The sequence below is a fragment of the Streptococcus sp. 27098_8_12 genome (assembly GCF_041432115.1).
Taxonomy (GTDB): Bacteria; Bacillota; Bacilli; order Lactobacillales; family Streptococcaceae; genus Streptococcus; species Streptococcus parasanguinis_V.
On the sequence record NZ_JAPVZA010000002.1, the window covers coordinates 35,817 to 58,318 of the forward strand.

The following is a 22,502-nucleotide window of genomic DNA, read 5'->3' on the forward strand; positions in this document are numbered from 1 at the left end:
TCCTTCTTCTATGCGAGTGTCAGGCGTTTTTCTAAGAGATTGAATCCCCACTGAATCACCCCACAAATGACAATATAAAGAATAAAAATCACTAGATAGGATTCAAAATATTGATAGCCATAAGAGGCTTCTACCTTGGCAATGGCGGTGATATCCTTGATCGTCATGACAAAGACAAGGGAGGTTCCTTTGACCAAATTGATAACTAAGTTACACAAATTGGGAAGGGCTGCACGCAGGGCTTGTGGAAAAACAATGCGGATATAGGCTTGGCGGTTGGTCAAACCTATAGCTTGCGCTGCTTCTAGCTGGCCCTTATCCACCGTCAGAATAGCTGACCGGAGAATTTCAGCCAGACTCCCCGTTGTCATCAAGCTAAAAATGATAAAGGCATAGTAAATGGGATTGATCTCAAAGACATTAAAGTGACTGCCTATGCTCTTAAAAAAGCTATTTAAGAGACTTGGGAAGAGACTATAAAAGAAGAGAATTAAGAGAATCGGAGGCGTCGCGCGGATAAAAGCTAAGTAAACCACTGAGAAACTGCGAACCCCTTTGACCTTATAGATCTGGCCGAGTGCCAAAAAGAGGGCTGGAAAAAAACTCAAGAGAATCGATACGACCATGATCAGAAGGGTCACTGGCACACCACCCAAGGTGGCTAGAAACGTTTTACTAATAAAATTGAAATCCATAAGCTACCTTTCTGTTACACTGAGTCGTTTCTCAAGGAGTTGAGCGGAGAAGGAGATGACAAGGGCAATTCCCCAGTAGATCACTGCTACAGCTGTATAGGTCTCGAGGGAATAATTCCCAAGATTGCGACTGATCAAGTTGTTGCCTGCTCCCATGATATCGATAAAGCCAATGGTATAAGCCAAAGCGGCATCGCGCATGAGGTTCAAGATGGCAGTTGTCATATTTGGAAGAGCCACGCGAAAGGCTTGGGGAAGGACAATCCGCCAAATGGTTTGAGCTGGCGTCAAGCCGATACTCAAGCCCGCTTCCATCTGACCTTTTGGAATGGCCAAATAGGCTGCCTTGAAGACCTCAGAGATCATAGCGGCAAAGAGAAGAAACATGGCAACCAAGACAAAGACAAACTTGGACCAGTGGTCAATGTCAATGCCCAACCACCAGTTCAAAAATTGGGGGAGCCCATAAAAGACCAAAAAGAGCAAGACAATCGGAGGGGTACAACGCAAAGTAAAGACATAACCTTTTGCCAGACCTGCTCCTACCTTATCTTCTGATACTTGTGCCCAGGTCAAAACCAAGCCAAATGCAGAACCGAGAACCGTCGTTAAAACCATCAAAGCTAGGGTCGCTGGCAGAGCTTGGACCAAGGTTGGAAGAAATGACCAGACCTTGGAAATGTCGTATGAGACCATGTTTCTTTTCCTTTCTGTATCCGTATAGAAATAAGGAAGCTGGGGCTATGCGCACCCAGTTTCATCTTATTTCTCTTTATCTACATAACTGAAGACATCTTCACCGAAATATTTTTTCGACAATTTAGCAAGTGTGCCATCTTTTTCTAATTCTTTGATGGCCTTGCTGTAGGCTTCCGCAAATTTTTCGTTTTTCTTATCCTTATGGATCAATGGGTAAGTTGGAATTCCTTTGTAGGCAAACCAGCTCAGTTTGTCCGCATATTGGTGGTAAGAACCATCTTTATCTGTGACAGCTTTTTCAAAGGAAAGTTTAATGTCAAAGAAGGCATCGTAACGTCCTTCAAGAACCCAAGCATAGGCATCTGCGACTTTGAAAGATTCCGCAGCTGTCAATTCGATTTGTTGGTCCTTATGCTTTTCATTGTATTCTTTAATAACATTCCATTGTGCATTTTGTGGTGAAATTGGAACCAATTTTCCTTTTTCTTTAGCAAAGTCATCAATGTTCTTGTATTTATCCGCATCTTCTTTTCGTATGGTAAATCCGATGATACTTGCTCCGATTGGTTCTTTTGGAATGATAAATTTCTTGGCACGTTCTTCGGTATACCAAGCTCCTTTGGTTCCGATATCGTATTTACCAGATTCTAGACCGATCAAGAGGTCATCATCACTTGTTCCAGTGTACTCAAACTTGTAGTCCGGTAGTTTTTCGTCAATGGCTTTGAGAACGGCTACTTCATAGCCATCTGATTCTCCTTTTTCATCAACGAAATCATAAGGCACATAGTTTTGAGTGTGGGCTACTTTCAAGGTTGTTACTTTATTAGATCCTGTCGAGCCTTTGCTGTCATTTGCATGGTTCAAGCTCCGTCCAAGAATGGTTGCACCTGCAATGGCAAGTACTGCCACCCCACCGATAATCCATGTTTTTTTACTCATACTCTGTTCTCCCTCTTTCTATTTTCCTTATTCTGCTGCAGCTTCACGAACCCATTCGATTCGTTCTTCATCAATGTCACTTGGAATGGTACAATCGGCACCGATGACCAAGCCTGTCGTTCCGGTTTCTGCAATGATGCGTTTAGTTTCTGCTTGGATCGCAGCCTTGTCTCCTGTGTAGAGAAGACCATTTTTGCCATTTTCAAAACCACCAAGAACCGTGCGTCCACCGAAGATTTCGCGTCCTTCTGCTAGGCTGATGCCTTCTGGTCCGACTGCCCAGTTAATGACTTGGGCTGGGTAGTCTGTGAAGAGATGGATATCATTGCGAGCTCCTTCGTAGCCACAGATATGAAGAATATTTACGCCACCGGCTTCCTTAGCTGCCTCTAAGACATGGAGTTCACTCGGTGCAATGACTTGTTTGTAAACTTCCTGACTGACACGCGCATCTTGGATACTTTGAACACTGAGGTAGATCCCGTCTGCTCCTGCTTCTTTAATGATTCGTTGGCTCAAACTTGCAATATCTTGGCCAATTGTATCCAATACTTTTTTAAGAGTTGCTGCATCTTGATCGATGAAGTTTGCGATCAAGTCATCTCCTCCTGAAACTTCTCCGACCAACCATTTGAAGTAGGTCACCGGAGCAAAGATATTGTAGATAGCCACAATGTCTTCTTCAAAACCGGCACGGATTTTTTTAACGAGCTCTACCTGCTCTGTGATCCATGGATGATCTGCTCCGAGTGGTTCAATCCCTGCTAAGTCAGAAATATTTTCAAGGCCTTTGTGAATGGCTGGATTTGGATAAGCAAAGTAACCATCACTCATGAGTTTGACAAAGTCTGGTTTGACCTTGTGAAGGAAGTTTTTATGGCCATTGAGATTTTTTTCAATAATTTCCGGATTAGAAAATCCTTTCAACCATTCTTCTTCTGTTGTAAAATGATGCCAAAATCCAACTGGCACACGGTCAACTGCTTCTCCTTTAAAAGCTTTTAACACTAATTCTCTTTTTGATGACATGTTCTTACCTCGTTCTATCTTTTCTTGTTTGTTATCTTATCACTTCAATAATGCTTTGACTAATATATATTTTTTATCAAGCTCTTCATCTTTTTTTATCACTGATCTTCGAGAAGAAGAATTCCTGCTAGATCAGACGGGCGAAGGAGGGAGAGACTATGGGCAGGAATTTTCTCCAGTCTTGCCATATCTGGATCTTTTTTTGCTTTCCCCTGACTACTTGCTAGAGCAACTTTACTAAGCCCGAGAAGCAAAAACAAAACGGTTACCAGGATACACCATACATTGATCTTTTTCATCTCCCTCTCCTTTCTTTTTACAATACGGCTGCTTGACGCACCCAATCTAAGCGTTCCAATTGGAAATCATCTGGCACGGTGCAGTCTGCTCCAAGGATCAAACCACGACTTCCGGCTTCAGCCACCAAGCGACGCGTTTCTTGCTCAATAGCTTCTCGTTCCCCTTGGTAGAGCAAACCTTTCTTGCCATTGACAAAGCCACCCAAGACGGCACGATCGCCGAAAAGTTTACGACCTGCGGCTAGGCTAAGGCCTTCATGATGGGTCGCCCAGTTAATGACTTGGGCTGGATAATCCTTGAAGAGCTCCACTTCATTGCTGGCCCCTTCAAAACCACAAATATGAAGGATATTGATGCCTCCAGCTTCATTGGCTGCTTCTAGGACAGCGATGCTGCTAGGCTCAATGAACTTGCGGTATTCTTCATCTGTCACACGCTCATCTTGGATCTGCTGGGTTGAAAAGTAAATACCTTCAATACCTGCTTCTTGGATCAAGCGACAACTTAAAGTAGCGATGTCTCCTGCAATCACGTCAAGGACATGAGCTAAAGTTTCTGGATCTTCCTTGATAAAGTCTGCAATCACTTGGTCTCCACGAGATTGATCCGTACGGAACCAGCGTTTCAAATAAGAAATGGGCGAGAAGATATTGTAGAAAGAAGCAATCTCTTCATGGAAATGAGAACAAATTTCCTTGACCACCTCGATTTGTTTTTCAATCCATGGATGATGCTCTCCAATCGGTTGAATATCCTTCAATTCTCGGATCGATTGGATCTCTCTCGAATAAAGAGCACTCGGATAGCGGAAGAAGCCATCACTCATGATCTTGACAAAATCAGGTGAAATTTCTTCTACATAGTGTTGGTGGCCCTTAATACTTTTTTCTACTACAGCCGGATTGTCTAGACCCAATTCTTTTTCTTCTTGGGTCACATAATGGAGCCAAAATCCTACAGGGATTCGCTCTACTGTTTCGCCTCGAATGGCACGAAGAACCAATTCTTTTTTACTCATACTGTACATCCTCCTCAATATTTCTCCAACAGAAAGACTGACTGCTTTCCTTCTGGAATTTGTAACCATGATATCACCTCAAAAAGTAGCTGACTAATATATTTTCCCTATCAAGGCCTTAAAATTTCTTTATTGAGAAAGGCATCAAAAAAACGCAAGTGCTTGAAAATAGGGACTTGCGAGTATCTTTCTTTATTGTTTCATTTTAGAAGAAAAGGGATGCTTTGATCTTTTCTTGATCCGGTTATAGCAGAAAACTATATCCCTTCTTTTAAAGGAAAAAATAGCATATGTTGAGGCGAAGAAACCTTTCATAGCAGCGTTTTTCCTTCTTTTTTCTTTTCACCGATTCCTAGACACCTTCTTCTCTTTCTTGTCAGGCAAGATTGAAAGGAGTATAATTTTTATAGAATAATTTTAAGGAGTGTACGGTTTATGAAAACAACAAAAACCACCTTTACCATCGTTTCTGCTCTTGCTTCTGTCATTTTACTGACGAGTTGTGGAAGCAACACCACTAAAACGCAAGAGACAAAAGCAAGTAGCACTAAAAATCAGGTGACGATGACCTATGATCAGCAGCGCTCACAAGAAAATACCATGTCTGTTCTCTGGTACCAAAAGGCAGCAGAAACCAAGGCTTTGTATTTACAAGGCTACAATGTCGCTACTGACCGTTTGAAAGAGATCCTCCAAACGCCTTCTGATAAGCCATACTCAATCGTATTAGACTTGGATGAAACTGTTTTAGACAACAGCCCTTACCAAGTTCAAAACGTCAAAGATGGTACGGCCTTCAATCCTAAAGATTGGGATGTTTGGGTGAAAAAAGCAGCCGCAAAAGCGGTACCAGGTGCCAAAGATTTTCTTCAATATGCGGATCAAAATGGGGTTCAAATCTACTATATTTCTGACCGTACAACCTCTCAAGTAGATGATACCATCAAGAATCTTGAAAAAGAAGGCATTCCGGTACAAGGACGTGACCACCTCATGTTCTTAGAAGATGGCGTCAAATCAAAAGAAGGTCGTCGCCAAGCTGTGCAAGAAAAGACCAATCTTGTCTTGCTCTTTGGGGACAACCTGGTCGACTTTGCAGACTTCTCTAAGACATCTGAAGCTGATCGCGACAAGAAATTAGACGAATTGCAAAAAGAATTTGGTGAAAAATTCATCATCTTCCCAAATCCAATGTATGGATCATGGGAATCTGCTGTCTACCAAGGTAAAAAACTAGATGCCAAGGGACAAACAGAAGAACGCCTCAAAGCCTTGCAAGGTTTTGATAAATAAAACAAATATCCTCGTTAGGAAAAACCTAACGAGGATGTTTTTTCTATATAGACAAGTTTATTCAACCGTTACAGACTTAGCAAGGTTCCGTGGTTTGTCGACATCGAGTCCACGATGAAGGGTTGCAAAGTAAGCAATCAATTGGGTTGGCACCACCATTGAGATTGGTGATAGATAAGGGTGAACCGCCGTCAAGACTAAATCATCTGTCTCTTTAGCGACATTTTCTTCTGCAATGGTTAAAACATGAGCCCCACGTGCTGCCACTTCTTGGATGTTCCCACGTGTGTGGCTGGCTAGGACTGGATCAGACAAGAGGGCAATGACCGGTGTACCCTCTTCGATCAGAGCGATGGTACCGTGTTTCAACTCACCCGCAGCGAAGCCTTCACATTGGATGTAAGAAATTTCTTTTAGTTTCAGACTAGCTTCCATGGCAACATAGTAATCTTGGCCACGTCCGATATAGAAAGCATTACGGGTTGTTTCCAACAAGCCACGAACTTTTTCGTCGATCACTTCTTTTTCTGAAAGGGTTGATTCGATCGATTGGGCAACGATAGACAATTCGTGCACCAAATCAAAGGCTTTGGCCTTCTCATTGCCATTGGCTTCCCCAACAGCTTTAGCCAGAAAGGCAAGGGCTGCGATTTGAGACGTATAAGCCTTAGTAGAAGCTACCGCAATTTCAGGACCAGCATGGAGCAACATGGTCATGTCTGCTTCACGTGAAAGAGTTGAACCTGGAACATTGGTCACTGTCAAGCTTGGAATTCCCATTTCATTGGCTTTGACCAACACTTGGCGGCTATCGGCTGTTTCACCAGATTGGCTGATAAAGATGAAGAGTGGTTTCTTGCTGAGAAGTGGCATACCGTAGCCCCACTCAGAGGAGATACCGAGTTCTACTGGGGTATCTGTCAACTCTTCTAACATTTTTTTAGACGCAAATCCAGCATGGTAAGAGGTACCAGCCGCAAGGATATAGATGCGGTCCGCTTCTTGAACAGCCTTGATAATAGCTGGATCTACCACTACTTGACCAGATTCATCTGTATAGGCTTGGATCAACTTACGCATGACAGTTGGTTGCTCATCAATTTCTTTGAGCATATAGTATGGGTAAGTCCCTTTTCCAATATCAGAAAGGTCAAGTTCAGCCGTGTAGCTAGCCCGTTCTTTGACGTTTCCATCATAGTCTTGCACTTCAACACTGTCAGCCTTGACAATGACCAACTCTTGGTCATGGATTTCCATGTATTGGTTGGTTTCGCGAATCATAGCCATGGCATCTGAGCAGACCATATTGTAGCCATCGCCAAGACCGATCAAGAGTGGTGATTTATTTTTTGCTACATAGATGGTGCTTGGATCTTCCGCATCCATCAAAGCAAAAGCATAGGCCCCACGGATGATGTGGAGGGCTTTTTTGAAGGCTTCAAGCGTAGACAAGCCATCTTCTTCAGCAAATTTTCCGATCAAGTGGGCAGCAATTTCTGTATCTGTTTGCCCCTTGAAATGGTGACCTGCTAGGTATTCTTCCTTGATTTCAAGGTAATTTTCAATGACCCCATTGTGGACCAAAACAAAGCGACCTGTTTCCGAGCGGTGTGGGTGAGCATTGTCCTCAGTTGGTTTTCCGTGAGTGGCCCAGCGGGTATGTCCGATCCCAGCTGTTCCTTCGACACCTTCTGCCTTAGACGACAATTCTGCAATGCGGCCAACTGCCTTTACCAATTGGCTCTTGCCTTCACTAGCCAGGAAAACACCCGCAGAGTCATAGCCTCGGTATTCGAGTTTTTCAAGTCCTTGAATCAAAATATCTGTAGCATTTGTATTTCCTACAACACCAACGATTCCGCACATAATTTTTACGATATAGCCTTGCTATACTTTCCCCTTTACTTAGTCAAACGACCCATGGTCGATTTCTCAGCTACTTTAAAATTGGTCTAGTCTAATTTGACCAAAAAGCAACCATCGGAGTCAGTATACAATGCTTCTTCCAGTTTGTCAACTAGGAAATTCAAGAAAATTGGTCTAGTTAAGGGAGGGTTAAGAAAAACCTATCAACATCTTGGTTGATAGGTTGCTTTTTCTACTCTTCAAATCCATTCCGCTGACTCAACTTACGGAACCAATGACCAGATTTTTTGAGGGTTCGTTTTTGACTTTCGAGCTCCAACTCAACCAAGCCATAGCGGTTCTTGTAGCCATTGAGCCATGACCAGCAGTCAATAAAGGTCCAGATCAAATAACCTTTACAGTTGGCACCATCTTGAATAGCCCGATGGAGCTCACGAAGATGGTCTTTGACAAAGTCAATCCGGTAGTCGTCTTGGATCACGCCATCCTTGCGGAATTTTTCCTCTCCTTCGACTCCCATCCCATTTTCTGTCAGGATCCACTCGATATTGCCATAGTTTTCCTTGATATTTTGGGCAATGTCATACAAGCCTTGCTCATAGATTTCCCAACCCCGGTGGGGATTGATCTTGCGGCCTGGCATGACATAGGGTTCATAGAATTGTTCAAAGAGTAGAGGAGATGCTGGATTTGGAGCATAACGAGGAGCCGCCACACGGAGTGGTTGGTAATAGTTAACCCCTAGGTAATCCACCGTATTTTCCTCGATCAAGCGCAATTCAAAGGGATCATAATCCGGTAAGAGATCGCGCTCCCGTAGGATCTCCACTAATTCTTCAGGATAATGACCAAGAACAGATGGATCTAAAAAAGATTTGGCTTGAAAGAGCTCGGCAATACGCGCAGCTTTCACATCTTCTGGATGCTGGCTCCGAGGATAGGCTGGTGTCAAATTGAGCACAATCCCGATACGGTAATTAGGATTCACCTCATGACAGGCCTTCACTGCTAGAGAGCTTGCTAACTGGGTGTGGTAGGCCACTTTTACTGCTGCTGCCGCGTCTACCTTATGAGGAAAATGAGCATCATAAAAATAACCAAACTCCACAGGGACAATGGGTTCATTAAAGGTGATCCACTGATCGACCAGATCCCCATAGGTCTTGAAACAAAAACGCGCATATTCTTGGTAAGCATAGGCGGTTTCTTTATTTTCCCAACCATCCCCTTGCTCTTGAAGAGCCATCGGTAAATCAAAATGATAGAGGTTGACCAAGAGGTGAATCCCTTTTTCTTTGATCTTTTCAAAGACACGGCGGTAGAAATCAACACCTGTTTGATTGATCTCCCCTCGTCCTTCTGGGAAAATACGTGACCACTGAATAGAGGTTCGAAAGGCGGTGTGGCCGGTTTCTAACAAGAGATCCAAATCTTCTTCCCAGTGTTCATAAAAAGTCGATGTTTTCTCTGGTCCTTGCCCTTGATAAAAGCGGTTGGGCTCGACCCTATACCAGTAATCCCAGAGATTGTCTCCCTTTCCATCCTGGGCTAGACGTCCTTCTGTTTGAGGCCCCGAGGTCGAACTCCCCCATAAAAAATCCTTTGGAAATTGATACATGTCCTAATCCTCCTCATTCTACTAGCTCTATTGTAGCGCATCCTCCCCCAAAACCTAGGCACAATTTACAGTCTTTCTTACGCAGATTAAAGAAAAAGCCCCTTAGGAAAAATTCCTAAGGGAGCTGGTCCTTTTTACAATTGAGTCACGACATATTCAAAGAGCTTGCGATCTGCTGGGCTCTTGTCAAAACGCAGTTCCGGATGCCACTGAACGCCGAGGAAACGGCTCTCATCTGTGGATTGAACAGCTTCTATGATGTCATCTTTAGGATCCCACGCGATCACTTCTAGGCCATCTGCCAAGTCTTTAATACTTTGATGATGGAAAGAATTGATGCGACTGGTCTTACCATAGATCTCTTGCAGGGTCGTCTGATCCTTGGTCACCAACTCTTGGCTGGTGTACTGACCTGGATTGTCCTGCCAGTGGTGTTCAATGTCTTGATGCAGAGTTCCCCCTAAAGCGACATTATAGAGCTGGGTCCCACGGCAGACGGTAAAGATCGCTTTTTTAGCCGCACGCGCTTCTTCAATCAAGGCCAACTCGAAGAGATCGCGTTTCAAGAGGTAATCATCACTGTCGATGGTGATTTCTTCTCCGTAAAACTTGGGCAAGACATTTTGTCCACCGGTGATGATGAGCTTATCAATCATCGATATATAGTCTTTAGCCAAGGCTGCATCTCCAATTGGCAAGATCAAGGGAATCCCTCCTGCCTCTTTGACCGCTTCGACAAAACCAGTCGCCGCATAACTCATGTTCGCGTCTGGATCATCTGGGAAGGGTCTTTCATTTCCTGTAATTCCAATCACTGGTTGTTTTTTCATACTTTTTCCATATACTTTCATTCATTTTCAAAGCTTATTGTAACATAATTTTAAGCCAGACTCAATGGAGAGTTTTTGAAGGAAGGTCTCCTCTTCTAACCCAAAAGCTTGCTGAAAGCATTTTAGGGGTTAAAAAGGGCAGCCAAAGTGATGATAGAGAGTGTAGAAGTGACTATTCTCTACTGTATTCATCACTTTTTCATATGCATGAGATCGATTTTCTAAATGACTTATTGACCAATTCTATTTTACTAAGGCTATCGAAACCATGCAAAAAGCAACGGCAAATCCGTTGCTTTTGTGGAGTCAGGGAACGACTGTCCCGGGCTCTTTTTTATCGTAACCAACTTTCGTCTAACTGGCCTTTACTTTTGCGAAAAGCTTTCCCATGTTCATCAATGACAGCATGGATCTCCTGGCATTGTTTGAGAGCGAGCCCTTCCAAGACGTTACCATAAACAGCATGCATGTCATTATAGGTATCATAGTTTCCAAATCCTAAGCGTCGAAAAAGTCTTCTCGCATATTCATCCGAAATAAAAACTGGACGATCAAAAAGATAAAGTAAAAGTGCATCTGCAGTCTCTGGTCCAATCCCTTTTAACTCCAACAGTTGCTTCCGTAAATCTTCTGTTCCAATCTTGGACAGAACCTCAAAACCACCAACTTCTCTTAACCATATCAGAAGTCCCCTAATCGTTTGAGATTTTTGCTTAAAAAATCCGGCAGGCCGAATACGTTCCTGTAACTCTTCTAGCGGTAAAGCCAGGATCCCCTCTACTGTCATGACATCCATCAAACCAGCTAAAGCCAACTTAGCATTCTTCTCTGTTGTCCGTTGGATCAAAATAGTCGATACCAGATCTTCCAGTTTGTTCTCCGATTGCCACCAATTTTGTTCTCCATAGTGCTCACAGAGTCGCAAAAGAGTCTCTTGTATTTCCTCTTGCTGCATCATTTCTTCAATAATCCCTGTTTGACCAAAAAGTCACGCGCTACTTTGGCAGCAGGTTTTCCTTCTACTCCCACTTGGTAGTTCATTTGACTCATTTGGCTCTCTGTGATTTTACCAGATAACTTATTAAGAATACCTTCCAATTCTGGATGTTTCTTAAGAAGAGCTTCTTTCATGAGGGGTGCTCCTTGGTAAGGTGGGAAGAGGTGTTGGTCATCCTCTAGAACAACTAGATCATATTGAGCAATTTCTGGGTCTGTTGAATAGGCATCTGTTATTTGGATATTGCCTTGTTGGATTGCCTCATAGCGAAGGGCCGGCTCCATGGTAGCTACATTAAAATTTAGTCCATAAACTGATTGAAGCCCTTTGTTTCCGTCCTCACGGTCGTTAAATTCCAACGTGAAACCAGCTTTAAGCTTGTCCTGAACTTTCTTGAGATCAGAAATCGTCTTCAGATTATACTCTTTTGCAATCTTTTTCGGAACAGCAATCGCATAGGTGTTTTGATAAGCCATGGGTTTGAGCAAGACGAGATTGTCTTGTTTCCTTATACCATCACGCGCAACCTCGAAAACTTCTTTGGAGTCGTTGCTGACTTTAGGAGCTGGTTGCAAAAGAGAACTTGTAATGGTCCCTGTAAATTCTGGATAGATATCGATATCACCCTTTTTAAGCGCTTGATAAAGGAAATCTGTCTTCCCAAAGTTAGGCTTAACCGTCACTGTCATGTCACTATTTTCCTCAATGAGAAGTTTGTACATATTCATGAGAATTTCAGGCTCAGGCCCCAATTTCCCAGCTACGACTAGATTTTCTTTTTCTTTCTGAGGAATCATGCTTGGAGCGTAACTCGCTCCCAAACCAAGGAGCATCACCGCAAAGGCCGCAACAATCGTACGCAACTTTGCCTTTTCCAACCATTTGAGAATAACATTAAATAGAATGGCCAAAATGGCTGATGAGATTGCGCCGATTAAAATGAGACTAGCATTTCGACGATCAATCCCCAAAAGGATAAAGGAGCCCAATCCACCAGCTCCAACAAGAGCGGCTAAAGTCGCTGTCCCAATGATCATAACGGTTGCTGTACGAACCCCTGATACAATAACAGGCATGGCCAGTGGAATTTCAAACTTCTTGAGTCGCTCCCACTTGGTCATTCCAAAAGCAATCCCTGCCTCCTCAAGACTAGGATCAATGCCGTTCAAGGCTGTGATTGTATTTTCCAAAATCGGGAAAATAGCATAAATGACTAGAGCTGTAAGGGCCGGTAAGGTTCCAATCCCCATGAAAGGAATAAAGAGCCCCAACAAAGCCATTGAGGGAATGGTCTGGAAGATACCCGCAACTTGTAGCACCCAATTCGCCACTTTTTTGTGACTATTTAGATAAACCGCAAGTGGGATGGTCAGAAAAATAGCAACCAATAAGGTCAAAAGAGACAATTGCAAGTGTTGCCCAAGGGCTGTTAACCATTCCCCAAAACGATCTTGAAAAGTTGTAAGTAGTTTAGACATGGTGAGCACCTCCAAACAAATCTGCGACAAAGTCTGTCGCAGGCGCTTGTAAAATTGTTTCAGGGTCTGCCACCTGGCGGATTTCTCCATCCTGCAACACTGCAATTTGATCCCCTAATTTTAAGGCCTCATCCGTATCATGGGTAACGAAGATGGTGGTCATACCAAACTCTTTGTGCAATTTTTTAGTCAAAGCCTGCAACTGCTTACGGGAGATGGCATCCAAGGCTGAAAAAGGCTCGTCCATCAATAGAATCTTTGGTTCCCCAATGATAGCCCGCACAATACCAATCCGCTGTTGCTCGCCACCAGATAACTCGCTTGGTAAACGATGAGCATAATCTGCAGCAGGTAGCCCCACCTTGGCCAAGAGTTCTTCTGTTTTAGAAGCAATTTGTTCTTTAGTCCAGCCCTTCATCTCAGGAATGAGAGCAATATTTTCAGCAACGGTCAAGTTTGGAAATAGGGCAATGGCTTGAAGGACATAGCCGGTACTGAGACGTAACTCCCGTTCGTCATATTCTTTGATGCGTTTCCCATCCATATAGATATTGCCATCCGTCGGCTCCAAGAGACGGTTCACCATCTTGATCATGGTGGTCTTTCCAGATCCTGAAGGTCCCACAAGAACCATAAATTCTCCATTTTCAATGCGGAGATTGACATCTTTCAAAATGTCCTTTTCCGTGTAGCGCAAGGCTACATGTTTGTATTCAATCATATTTTTCCTCAATAAGTTTTCTGTCTCTAAGAATATCCAATAAGCTACTTGCTGGATACCCTAGGACTTTTTCGACATCTGTTGAAACCCCAGCTTGTTCTCCAGCTTTAATCGCTGTATAGGTACTGACCCAGGCATCATACTCCCAAGTTTGTGCTGGCCATTTTTTCCGTGACTCATAGGCTTCTTCTACTGATTCATCTACATACGCGATGGTTTTACCGCTCTCTTTTGAGAGAAGCGCTACGATTTCTTCCATGGAAAGATCCTCTGGCCCTGTCAAATTCAAGGTTTGATTTTCCCATTTCTTAGCATGTAAAAGAATCTCTGCTGCAACACTAGATGTGTCCTTACGGGCAACTGCTGAAACCTTCCCACTTCCTGCTGGACCACGAATCTCTCCATTTTCAAGCGCCATATCAATCAAGAAGTCCAAGTAAAAATTATCTCTCAAAAAAGTGTAGGTGAACCCCAACTCCTTGATATAGGCTTCCGTCTGGGCATGATCTCGAGACAATGTAAAAGTTGCCTTCTCATCTGCCCCATAAAAGGAGGTACAAACAATATGCTGCACCCCAGCAAGCTTTGCGGCATCTAAAAGACTCTTGTGTTCCTCAACACGCTCTGGATTTTCCCGAGCAGAGACCATCAATAAGACATCGACCCCCTTCAAGGCCTCAACCACTTTTGGAGTATTGGTATACACTATTTTACGGATTTCCGCAGACGCGTAGACTTTTGCACGCTCTGGGCTTCTTGCCAGATGGATAGAAGCAATTCCTTTTTTATCGACAAGATCAGCCACATAAGAGCCTAATTTCCCTGTTACACCTGTTATTCCAATCATAACTGTTTCTTCCTTTCCCTAGATGTCATTTTCTTTAGCTTTTAAATTGTCAATAATACGCTCTTGATAGGCTTCAAATTCTCGGATCTCTTGATCCGAAAAGCCTTGGTAGAAAATCTCACCCAACTCTTTACTAACGCGGTCTCCAATTTCTTTTTGCGCCCAACCGAGATCTGTCAAAGAAATATATTTTTTCCTTTTATCCTGCGTACAAGGTTGAATCGTAACCAAGCCTTGTTCTTCCAGTTTCTTAACCATGCTGGTCAATGTATTATTGGCTAGGCCCGTCGCAAGAGCGATATCGGTCGCAGTAGCGCACCCCAAGTCTTGCTTCCACAAAATCGTTAAAATTTTCCCCTGTTCACTTCGGTATTGGGCATCTGGTTCCTTGCTCAAGAGTTTTTGAAAAAGTCGCCCGTCTAATAAGCGTATCTGTAAAGCTTGGTAGCCCCCTAACATCTTGTCCATTTTGTCTCCTTTTTATTTCTATATCGAAATATCAAAATCATTGTACCACTGCTTGTTACATCTGTCAACTATTTCGATATGGAACCAATAATTTTATCCAAATTCACCTTAAAAAAGCCTTTCTAGCCCTTCAAACTAGTTTTTTCTTCTTCTTTCTACTAATTTCTTTTAGCAAGATAGCCCTCTTTCTAGCATGTGTAACAAATGTTGGACTCGTTTTGTAACGACACCTGATTTTATAATGTGGTAATCTGTTAACGAAAATAATTCATACTAACGGAGAATTTGTTATGCATATACCAGATAATTACCTTAGTCCTGCAAGTTGTGCGGTTTTAGCGGTTGCTGCTGCACCTGTTATTGTCTTATCTGTCAAAAAAGTCAAGGTGCAATTAAAAGAAAATAAAGAGCTGGCTCCGATGCTTGGGATCGCTGCTTCTTTGTCCTTCTTATTAATGATGTTTAATGTTCCTGTCCCTGGCGGAACGACCGCTCACGCTGTCGGAGGAACCCTTCTTGCCATTCTCATAGGTCCCTATGCAGCCTCTCTGGCGCTGACAGTCGCCTTACTGCTACAGGCCTTCTTATTTGGGGATGGAGGTATTCTCGCTCTTGGGGCCAATATTTTCAACATGGCCATTGTGATGCCTTTCGTTGGTTATGCTATTTATAGCTTGTTCCGCAAGCACCATCAGGAAACGCTTGGCGTCATTGTCGGCTCTTATCTTTCGATCAATGCTGCAGCCTTCTTAGCTGGTGTTGAATTGGGCTTGCAACCACTCATCGCTTCAGAAGCTGGTCAGCCGCTCTATAACCCTTATGGATTGAGTATTACCGTACCTGCCATGTTGGGAGCTCACCTCCTTGTAGCAGGTTGGGTCGAAGCCTTCTTCACCTTTGTGATTTACCGTTTTGTCAAACAAGTCGCTCCTACAGAGTTGTACACACCAAGTTCAGTCAATACAACTTCATTCGTTAAAAAAATTCGCTGGGTGCTCCTTGCTTTGATCGTCCTCAGCCCACTTGGACTTCTCGCAGATGGGACAGCCTTTGGTGAATGGTCTGCTGAAGAATTGGGTAGCCTGCTTCATGGCAAAGTTCCAACAGGGATCAAAAATGGATTCTCATTTGATGCCTTGTTTAGTGATTACACCATTCCTGGAACTAAAATTGCGATCGGCTATATTCTCTCAGCCGTGACAGCCGTCCTTATCTTCTATATCATCAGTAAAATCATTCGATCAATGAACGGAGAAAAAACTTCTCATGCGTAAACTCCCTGACTGGCTTCATCAAGAGCAAGCGACTCTAGAAGCTTCAAAAAGCCATCACTATTTACAAATGAATCTTCAAACATTGCGCCACTTTCTTGGCAAAATGAAACAAACGACGCCCGCATTCAAGGCCAAAACTTCGTCTTGGATGCGGCTCGTTTCCTTTTTAATTTTAGCCATTCTCATTACGACTGCCCACCATCCCATCCAACTGTGGTTGATCGGCATCCTTTTGTTAATGCACATTGCCATGCTTCCTGGAGAGGTCCTACTCCACCTCTTTAAGGTCCTGTTCAAGGTGCTGTTGATTTCCACAATTGTGATATTGCCTAGCATCTTATTTCAAGGATTTCAAAATGGAGGACTCTTTTTGCTACGTGCAGGGATGATTGTCCTCAATATTTCTCTCTTTTTAGCCACAACGACAAGTGTGCAACTGGTCGAGGCCCTAAGGCAGCTACATGTCCCCAAGACCTTTGTCCAGACCATTGATATTACGCTGAAATATAGTTATATTTTGGGAAAACACCTTCACCAACAAATTGAGTGCGTCCAACTCCGGACCGTTGGTCAAAAAGTGAACCTCCATCTCTTTGGCTCTCTTCTGGGTCTCCTGTATCTATCAACGAAGAACCATACCAAAGAGGTCTACGAGGCCATGTTGCTGAGAGGCTACGGTATGGATACAAAGCGCAAAGAAGCCTTCCACTGGAAGAAGGAAGACGTCTTTTTCCTATTGGAATTGGCGGTTCTCACGACCTTCACGACCTTACTTGGCTAGAAAGGAAGCCCTATGATTACCATTCAGGATGGAAATTACCACTATACCGAAGAAACTGGTGTCCACGATATTCAACTCCAGATTCAAAAAGGGGAAACCGTGGGCTTGATGGGCCCAAACGGAGCTGGAAAATCGACCCTCTTTAAAATTCTGGTTGGACTCCTGCCCCTCTCTTCTGGTCAGTACCACTTCAAGGACTGGACCATTGACCAAGACTTCTTGAAAGATCCCCATCGTGCTGGGCAACTCTTCCAGCAGGTTGGACTCATTTTTCAAAACAGCGATACCCAATTGTTCAATACAAGCGTCTATGATGAGCTTGCTTTTGGGCCACGCCAATTAGGCTTAGCCGAGACCGAAGTCGAACAACGCGTTAAGGATACGCTCGGTCTTCTAGAGATTGAGCACCTGAGAGATCGTATTCCCTACCATCTTTCCGGAGGGGAAAAGAAGCTAGTCGCCATTGCCAGTGTCCTCACCATGAATCCTAGTCTCTTGCTATTTGACGAGCCCTTTAACGGTCTCTCCCCCAAATACCAGAAGCTGATTGTCGCCTTGTTCCAAGAACTCAAAACAGCAGGAAAAACGATTGTTATTTCCTCCCACCATTTCGAGCAAATCGCTCCGATTGTGGAACGGGTTCTGCTCTTTTCTGAAGAGCACACCATTACAGGAAGCTACAATCGAGCTGATTGGGAAAATCATCCAGATATTCAACAATCGTTTTCAACATGTTAAAAAGCCTCGGTAGGGTTCTTCCTACCGAAGCTTTTTTGATCCTTAATCAACCAAACGAAAAAATCCTCCAGAGCTGAACTCTGAAGGATTCATTTTTATTTTACAACAATATTAACCAATTTAGTTGGCTTCAATAGTCCAGTGGACTATTGAAGGTGGCAGATAGGGCTAATAAACTCGTTATTTAACAACGATATTAACAAGTTTATTAGGGACACTAATCACTTTCACGATGTCCTTGCCATCGATTTCTGCTTTGACTTTTTCGTCAGCTAGAGCGACTTCTTGCAATTCTTCGCGTGAAAGATCTTTCGCGACCATGAGTTTAGCACGGACTTTTCCTTTGATTTGAACGACGATTTCAATTTCGTCTTCAACCAATTTGCTTTCGTCCCATGTTGGCCAAGCCACATAAGAGATAGACTCACCTGTTGCTGCGACTGTTTGCCAGAGTTCTTCTGCCAAGTGAGGCGCAAATGGGGCAATCAATTGGATAAAGCCTTTGGCGTAGTCTACATAGAGTTTGTCTTCCTTGTTAGCTGCATTGACAAAGACCATGAGTTGGGCAATGGCTGTGTTGAATTTCATAGACTCGACTTGCTCAGTAACAGATTTAACCGTTTCGTTATAAACCTTGTCAAGAGCGCCATTGTTTTCCGCAACGATTTCTTTACTTGTGATCAAACGGTAAACACGGTCGAGGAATTTACGGCTTCCTTCTAGACCTTCTTCAGACCAAGCGATTGAAGCATCAAGTGGTCCCATGAACATTTCATAGACACGAAGGGTATCAGCACCGTATTGTTCCACCACATCGTCTGGGTTCACCACGTTCTTGAGGGATTTAGACATCTTAGCCGGTGCTTGCTCCAATTCTTCCCCTGTTTCCATGTGGAAGAATGAACCATCACGTTTTTCAACCTTGTCAGTCGCCACAAGAGCACCACGGTGGTCACGGTAGCTAGTTCCCAAGATCATTCCTTGGTTAAAGAGTTTTTGGAATGGCTCTTTAGTCGGTACAACACCAAGGTCATAGAGGAATTTGTGCCAGAAACGAGCGTAAAGCAAGTGAAGTACGGCATGTTCTGCACCACCCACATAGATATCCACTGGCAACCATTGTTTGAGGAGGTCCTCATCAGCCAATTTTTCTGTGTTATGTGGATCGATATAGCGGAGGTAGTACCAGCTTGAACCTGCCCATTGTGGCATGGTATTGGTCTCACGACGACCTTTGACGCCATCTTCACGAGTCACTTCCAGCCAGTCTGTCAAGTTAGCTAGTGGGCTTTCACCAGTACCTGAAGGGCGGATGTCCTTAGTTACTGGTAAGACAAGTGGGAGTTCACTTTCTGGAACAGCTGTTGAAGTTCCATCTTCCCAATGGATGATTGGGATTGGTTCACCCCAGTAACGTTGACGACTAAAGAGCCAGTCGCGGAGACGGTAAGTCACCTTCTCTTGACCACAGCCTTTTTCTTCCAACCAAGTCACAATTTTGGCAATCGCTTCTTCTTTGTTAAGACCGTTCAAGAAGTCTGAGTTGACGTGAAGGCCATCTTCTGTGTAAGCAGCCTCTTCAACGTTTCCACCTTCCAGCACTTCTACGATTGGAAGACCAAACTGTTTGGCAAATTCCCAGTCACGTTGGTCGTGGGCAGGTACAGCCATAACAGCACCTGTTCCGTAGCTAGCAAGAACATAGTCAGCAATCCAGATTGGGATTTCTTTCCCATTGACAGGGTTGATGGCATAAGCACCCGTCCAAACCCCTGTTTTTTCCTTGGCAAGGTCTGTACGAGCCAAGTCTGATTTAAGGCTAGCTTGGTGTTTGTAATCAGCTACAGCCTCAGCTTGTTCAGGACTTGTGATAGCATCTACCAAGTCATGCTCAGGAGCCAAAACAGTGAAAGTCGCCCCAAAAAGGGTGTCAGGGCGTGTCGTAAAGACGGTGAATTCCTTGTCAGTCCCTTTCACTTTGAAGGTGACATTGGCACCAGTTGATTTTCCAATCCAGTTGCGTTGCATGTCCTTGATAGACTCTGGCCAGTCAAGGTCATCCAAGTCAGTCAGCAAACGTTCCGCATAGGCAGTGATTTTGAGCATCCATTGGCGCATTGGTTTGCGGACAACTGGATAGCCTCCACGCTCAGACGTTCCATCAGGAAGGACTTCTTCGTTGGCGATGGCTGTTCCCAACTCTTCCACCCAGTTTACTGGCACTTCAGCTTCATAGGCCAAACCTTTTTCGTAAAGCTTAGTGAAGATCCATTGTGTCCATTTATAGTAGTTTGGGTCTGTCGTATTGACTTCACGGTCCCAGTCGTAAGAGAATCCAAGGGCATTAATTTGGCGTTTGAAGTTGGCAATGTTTTCCGCTGTGAATTCTGCTGGGTCATTCCCTGTATCCATCGCATATTGCTCTGCAGGCAAACCAAAAGCATCCCAGCCCATTGGGTGAAGGACGTTGTAGCCTTGCGCACGTTTGAAACGGCTAAGGATATCTGTTGCTGTGTAGCCTTCTGGGTGTCCTACGTGTAGACCCGCTCCAGATGGGTAAGGGAACATGTCCAATGCATAAAACTTAGGTTTTGAAGCATCTGTTCCTGTCTTAAAAGTATGATGGTCAGCCCAGTATTTTTGCCACTTAGGCTCGATTTCTTTATGATCGTAAAAACTCATAGCGTCTCTCCAATTTTCGTGATGCTCCTATTATACCATTTTTAGGCGATTTTTAAAGGTTCAGATAAAGAAAAAGACAGGTCCCATACGGGACCTGTCCATCCTGTTTTCGCTAAGAAAAGTCTATTTCACATGCTTTTCAAGTTCTTTTTGCGCTTTTTTATTGGATTCTTCTTTTTCTTTCTTCCATTGTTCACGCGCTTTGTCGTAGTCTTTCGCCGCTACGACCTTGTCTTGAACTTCTAAATACTTATAGTTAAAGGTTTGACCCTTGTGGCCGGTCCAAGCAAAGGCTGCAGAGTATGGTACAGTCTTACGAACGACTGGAGAAGCTCCATCCGAATGAATCGGAATCAAGAGGGCACTATCGGTCAACCAAGCTTGAGCCGCAGCATATTTTTCATAACGCTTGTTGACATCTGTGTTTTCTTTTTGAGCGTCTTCAATTAATTGATTGTACTCATCAAAGCCAGCTGCTTTTGCCGCCGCATTATCCGTACCAGCATCGAATCCAAAGTAAGAATTGGCATTTTCACCAGATTTACCACTGGTGATGTCGATGTAAGAAGATGGGTCCGTATAGTCTGGTCCCCAGCCCAAGTTATTGTTTAGATCCCAGTCTTGTTGGGAAGCATTTTCAGCAAAGTAAGTCACTCGTTGAAGATCATCCTCAGAAACCATATTCAGATCGATGACAATATTTTCTGCTCCCAATGTAGATTCAATCGACTGTTTGAAGGATTGGGCTTGTTTGATTCCTTCCGTATAAGTCGAAGAAGTTGGAAGGTCTAAATGAATTGGGAATTCAACTCCTTGAGACTGCAATTCTGCCTTAGCTTTGGCAAACTCTTCTTTGGCCTTGCTTGGATTGTAGAGGGTGTCTTTTCCATCTGCGACAGAGACCCCTTTCCATTCATCCCCATAAGCTTCTAAGTCTTTTTCTACTGCATCACCAAATTGTTTGCCATCGATTTGGACAAAGTTTGGTGGCGTAAAGGTATTACGGATCACCTTATTGGCACCCGCTTCCCCGTTAGTTTGCGCTACATAAGCCTTGCGGTTGAAGGCAAACATAATAGCTTGACGGAAGTCCTTGTTCAAGATTGCTTTCTTGGTAGAGGCCTTTTGAGCATCCGTGGTCTTCTTTGTGATTTCATAGGCCTGACGGTCAATGTTGAAGGAAAGGTTATAGGTTGAGGAACCTTGGTCAGTATAGACGATGTCGTCCTTATGCTTCTTCTCTACACTCTTATAGTTGGAACCATTTGGGAAAACACGGGCAACTGTATAGTCACCGTTATCAAATCCACGGATCAGAGACTCGGAGTCTTGACCATCATAATAGGTCAGTTTGACTTTACTGATCTTGACATTTTCCGCATCCCAGTAGGTTGGATTTTTTTCTAATATCGCAGAAGATTTCGAAGTAATGGATTTGATCAAATAAGGTCCGCAGTAGAGGATACTAGACGGAGAGGTTCCTTGACCGTAATCATCTCCCTTGGATTTCAAGAATTCTTCGTTGACCGGCATCAGGATCCCCATCGTGGTCTTAGAATTCCAGAAGCTTTCAGGCTGGCTCAAGGTATATTGAACGGTATAATCATCAATGGCTTTGATACCAACCGTTGAGAAGTCTTTGGTTTTTCCTGAGACATAATCATCCAAGCCTTTGACAGATTTTTGGACGAGATAGAGGGCCGAAGATTTCTTATCCGCCGCGTGCTTGAGACCTGTCACAAAGTCTTGGGCCTTAACCTCTCCTCCATATTCTTCCCCTTCAGAAGTCATCCATTTGACCCCTTTGCGGAGTTTATAAGTATAGGTCAAGCCGTCTTTGGAAACAGTCCAGTCTTTAGCAAGCGAAGGGATTAAGTTCCCATACTTGTCTACTTCCAATAATCCATCTACCGCATTTCCTGTAAACTCGGAAGTCGATTTTTTATTGGAAATCGAATAGTCGAGCGTATCCGGATCCTGGGTATAAACATAGCTAAACGTCTGTCCACCGGAACTTCCAGATTTTCCACCTGAGCAAGCTACTAGGACACCAGCTGATAAAAGCAGAGCGCTGGTAGCTAAGAGTACCTTTCCTTTGTTCATATAATTCACCTCATTGTAAAAATGTTATATTCAATTTAAATTATAGCACTTTCCAGGAAAATGTAAACGCTTTTACTGCGAAATTGTTCTCTTTTTTCTTTTTCTAGAATTTTTTCCGTTTTA

20 protein-coding genes are annotated in these 22,502 nt (G+C 43.6%); 4 read left to right on the plus strand and 16 right to left on the minus strand.

Annotated elements, in window-relative coordinates:
* Nucleotides 1-8: 8 nt before the first annotated feature.
* The 6 genes from O3629_RS00965 to O3629_RS00990 form a co-directional block, all read right to left on the minus strand.
* Nucleotides 9-695, minus strand: a complete 687-nt coding sequence (locus O3629_RS00965; RefSeq protein WP_006595037.1) for an amino acid ABC transporter permease — start codon at nt 693-695, stop codon at nt 9-11.
* 3 nt (nt 696-698) lie between these two features.
* Nucleotides 699-1,391, minus strand: a complete 693-nt coding sequence (locus O3629_RS00970; protein WP_003004525.1) for an amino acid ABC transporter permease — start codon at nt 1,389-1,391, stop codon at nt 699-701.
* Nucleotides 1,392-1,457: 66 nt separating this feature from the next.
* On the minus strand, nt 1,458-2,336 hold the full coding sequence (locus tag O3629_RS00975) for a transporter substrate-binding domain-containing protein (RefSeq protein ID WP_155168102.1): 879 nt from the start codon (nt 2,334-2,336) through the stop codon (nt 1,458-1,460).
* 27 nt (nt 2,337-2,363) lie between these two features.
* Nucleotides 2,364-3,365 (minus strand): uroporphyrinogen decarboxylase family protein, encoded by a 1,002-nt coding sequence (locus O3629_RS00980; protein WP_003013614.1) that lies wholly within the window; start codon nt 3,363-3,365, stop codon nt 2,364-2,366.
* Nucleotides 3,366-3,463: 98 nt separating this feature from the next.
* A complete protein-coding gene (locus O3629_RS00985) occupies nt 3,464-3,664 on the minus strand; it encodes a hypothetical protein (RefSeq protein ID WP_003004502.1) in 201 nt (66 codons plus the stop codon).
* A gap of 17 nt (nt 3,665-3,681) precedes the next feature.
* Nucleotides 3,682-4,683, minus strand: coding sequence for a uroporphyrinogen decarboxylase family protein (locus tag O3629_RS00990; protein WP_151191187.1), 1,002 nt, complete (start codon nt 4,681-4,683; stop codon nt 3,682-3,684).
* A 435-nt stretch (nt 4,684-5,118) separates the two neighbouring features.
* On the opposite strand from O3629_RS00990, the gene O3629_RS00995 reads away from it, so the two are divergent.
* The gene (locus tag O3629_RS00995; protein ID WP_003004374.1) at nt 5,119-5,976 is read left to right on the plus strand and encodes a 5'-nucleotidase, lipoprotein e(P4) family; all 858 of its coding nucleotides are present in this window, start codon (nt 5,119-5,121) and stop codon (nt 5,974-5,976) included.
* Between the two features lie 57 nt (nt 5,977-6,033).
* Here O3629_RS00995 and glmS read toward each other — a convergent pair whose 3' ends face one another.
* From glmS to O3629_RS01035, 8 genes are all read right to left on the minus strand, one after another.
* A complete protein-coding gene (glmS, locus tag O3629_RS01000; RefSeq protein ID WP_155168100.1) occupies nt 6,034-7,842 on the minus strand; it encodes a glutamine--fructose-6-phosphate transaminase (isomerizing) in 1,809 nt (602 codons plus the stop codon).
* A gap of 232 nt (nt 7,843-8,074) precedes the next feature.
* On the minus strand, nt 8,075-9,460 hold the full coding sequence (locus O3629_RS01005) for a glycoside hydrolase family 1 protein (protein WP_371608577.1): 1,386 nt from the start codon (nt 9,458-9,460) through the stop codon (nt 8,075-8,077).
* Between the two features lie 134 nt (nt 9,461-9,594).
* Complete coding sequence (locus tag O3629_RS01010) at nt 9,595-10,290, minus strand: gamma-glutamyl-gamma-aminobutyrate hydrolase family protein (protein WP_371608578.1); 696 nt, start codon at nt 10,288-10,290, stop codon at nt 9,595-9,597.
* A 334-nt stretch (nt 10,291-10,624) separates the two neighbouring features.
* A complete protein-coding gene (locus O3629_RS01015; RefSeq protein WP_024056208.1) occupies nt 10,625-11,248 on the minus strand; it encodes an endonuclease III domain-containing protein in 624 nt (207 codons plus the stop codon).
* On the minus strand, nt 11,245-12,765 hold the full coding sequence (locus tag O3629_RS01020; protein WP_371608579.1) for an ABC transporter permease/substrate-binding protein: 1,521 nt from the start codon (nt 12,763-12,765) through the stop codon (nt 11,245-11,247). Before O3629_RS01020 ends, O3629_RS01015 begins: the two co-directional genes overlap by 4 nt.
* The gene (locus O3629_RS01025; protein WP_045759036.1) at nt 12,758-13,486 is read right to left on the minus strand and encodes an ABC transporter ATP-binding protein; all 729 of its coding nucleotides are present in this window, start codon (nt 13,484-13,486) and stop codon (nt 12,758-12,760) included. Before O3629_RS01025 ends, O3629_RS01020 begins: the two co-directional genes overlap by 8 nt.
* Nucleotides 13,479-14,333: an SDR family oxidoreductase gene (locus tag O3629_RS01030; protein WP_045759035.1), complete on the minus strand. Its 855-nt coding sequence runs from the start codon at nt 14,331-14,333 to the stop codon at nt 13,479-13,481. The genes O3629_RS01025 and O3629_RS01030 overlap by 8 nt, the downstream gene beginning before the upstream one ends.
* A gap of 18 nt (nt 14,334-14,351) precedes the next feature.
* Nucleotides 14,352-14,801, minus strand: a complete 450-nt coding sequence (locus tag O3629_RS01035) for a MarR family winged helix-turn-helix transcriptional regulator (protein ID WP_024054888.1) — start codon at nt 14,799-14,801, stop codon at nt 14,352-14,354.
* A gap of 290 nt (nt 14,802-15,091) precedes the next feature.
* Here O3629_RS01035 and cbiM point away from each other — a divergent pair, with 290 nt between their 5' ends.
* From cbiM to O3629_RS01050, 3 genes are read left to right on the plus strand one after another with little or no spacing between them, the layout of a single operon-like run.
* The gene (cbiM, locus tag O3629_RS01040; protein ID WP_021154344.1) at nt 15,092-16,075 is read left to right on the plus strand and encodes a cobalt transporter CbiM; all 984 of its coding nucleotides are present in this window, start codon (nt 15,092-15,094) and stop codon (nt 16,073-16,075) included.
* Entirely contained in the window at nt 16,068-16,856 is a 789-nt protein-coding gene (locus O3629_RS01045; RefSeq protein ID WP_371608580.1) for an energy-coupling factor transporter transmembrane component T, read from the plus strand. The genes cbiM and O3629_RS01045 overlap by 8 nt, the downstream gene beginning before the upstream one ends.
* 12 nt (nt 16,857-16,868) lie before the next feature.
* Nucleotides 16,869-17,594, plus strand: coding sequence for an energy-coupling factor ABC transporter ATP-binding protein (locus O3629_RS01050; RefSeq protein WP_371608581.1), 726 nt, complete (start codon nt 16,869-16,871; stop codon nt 17,592-17,594).
* 180 nt (nt 17,595-17,774) lie between these two features.
* Here O3629_RS01050 and leuS read toward each other — a convergent pair whose 3' ends face one another.
* Together leuS and O3629_RS01060 are read right to left on the minus strand one after the other, a co-directional pair.
* A complete protein-coding gene (leuS, locus tag O3629_RS01055; RefSeq protein WP_371608582.1) occupies nt 17,775-20,276 on the minus strand; it encodes a leucine--tRNA ligase in 2,502 nt (833 codons plus the stop codon).
* A gap of 123 nt (nt 20,277-20,399) precedes the next feature.
* Nucleotides 20,400-22,379, minus strand: a complete 1,980-nt coding sequence (locus tag O3629_RS01060) for a peptide ABC transporter substrate-binding protein (protein ID WP_371608583.1) — start codon at nt 22,377-22,379, stop codon at nt 20,400-20,402.
* Between the last annotated feature and the right edge of the window lie 123 nt (nt 22,380-22,502).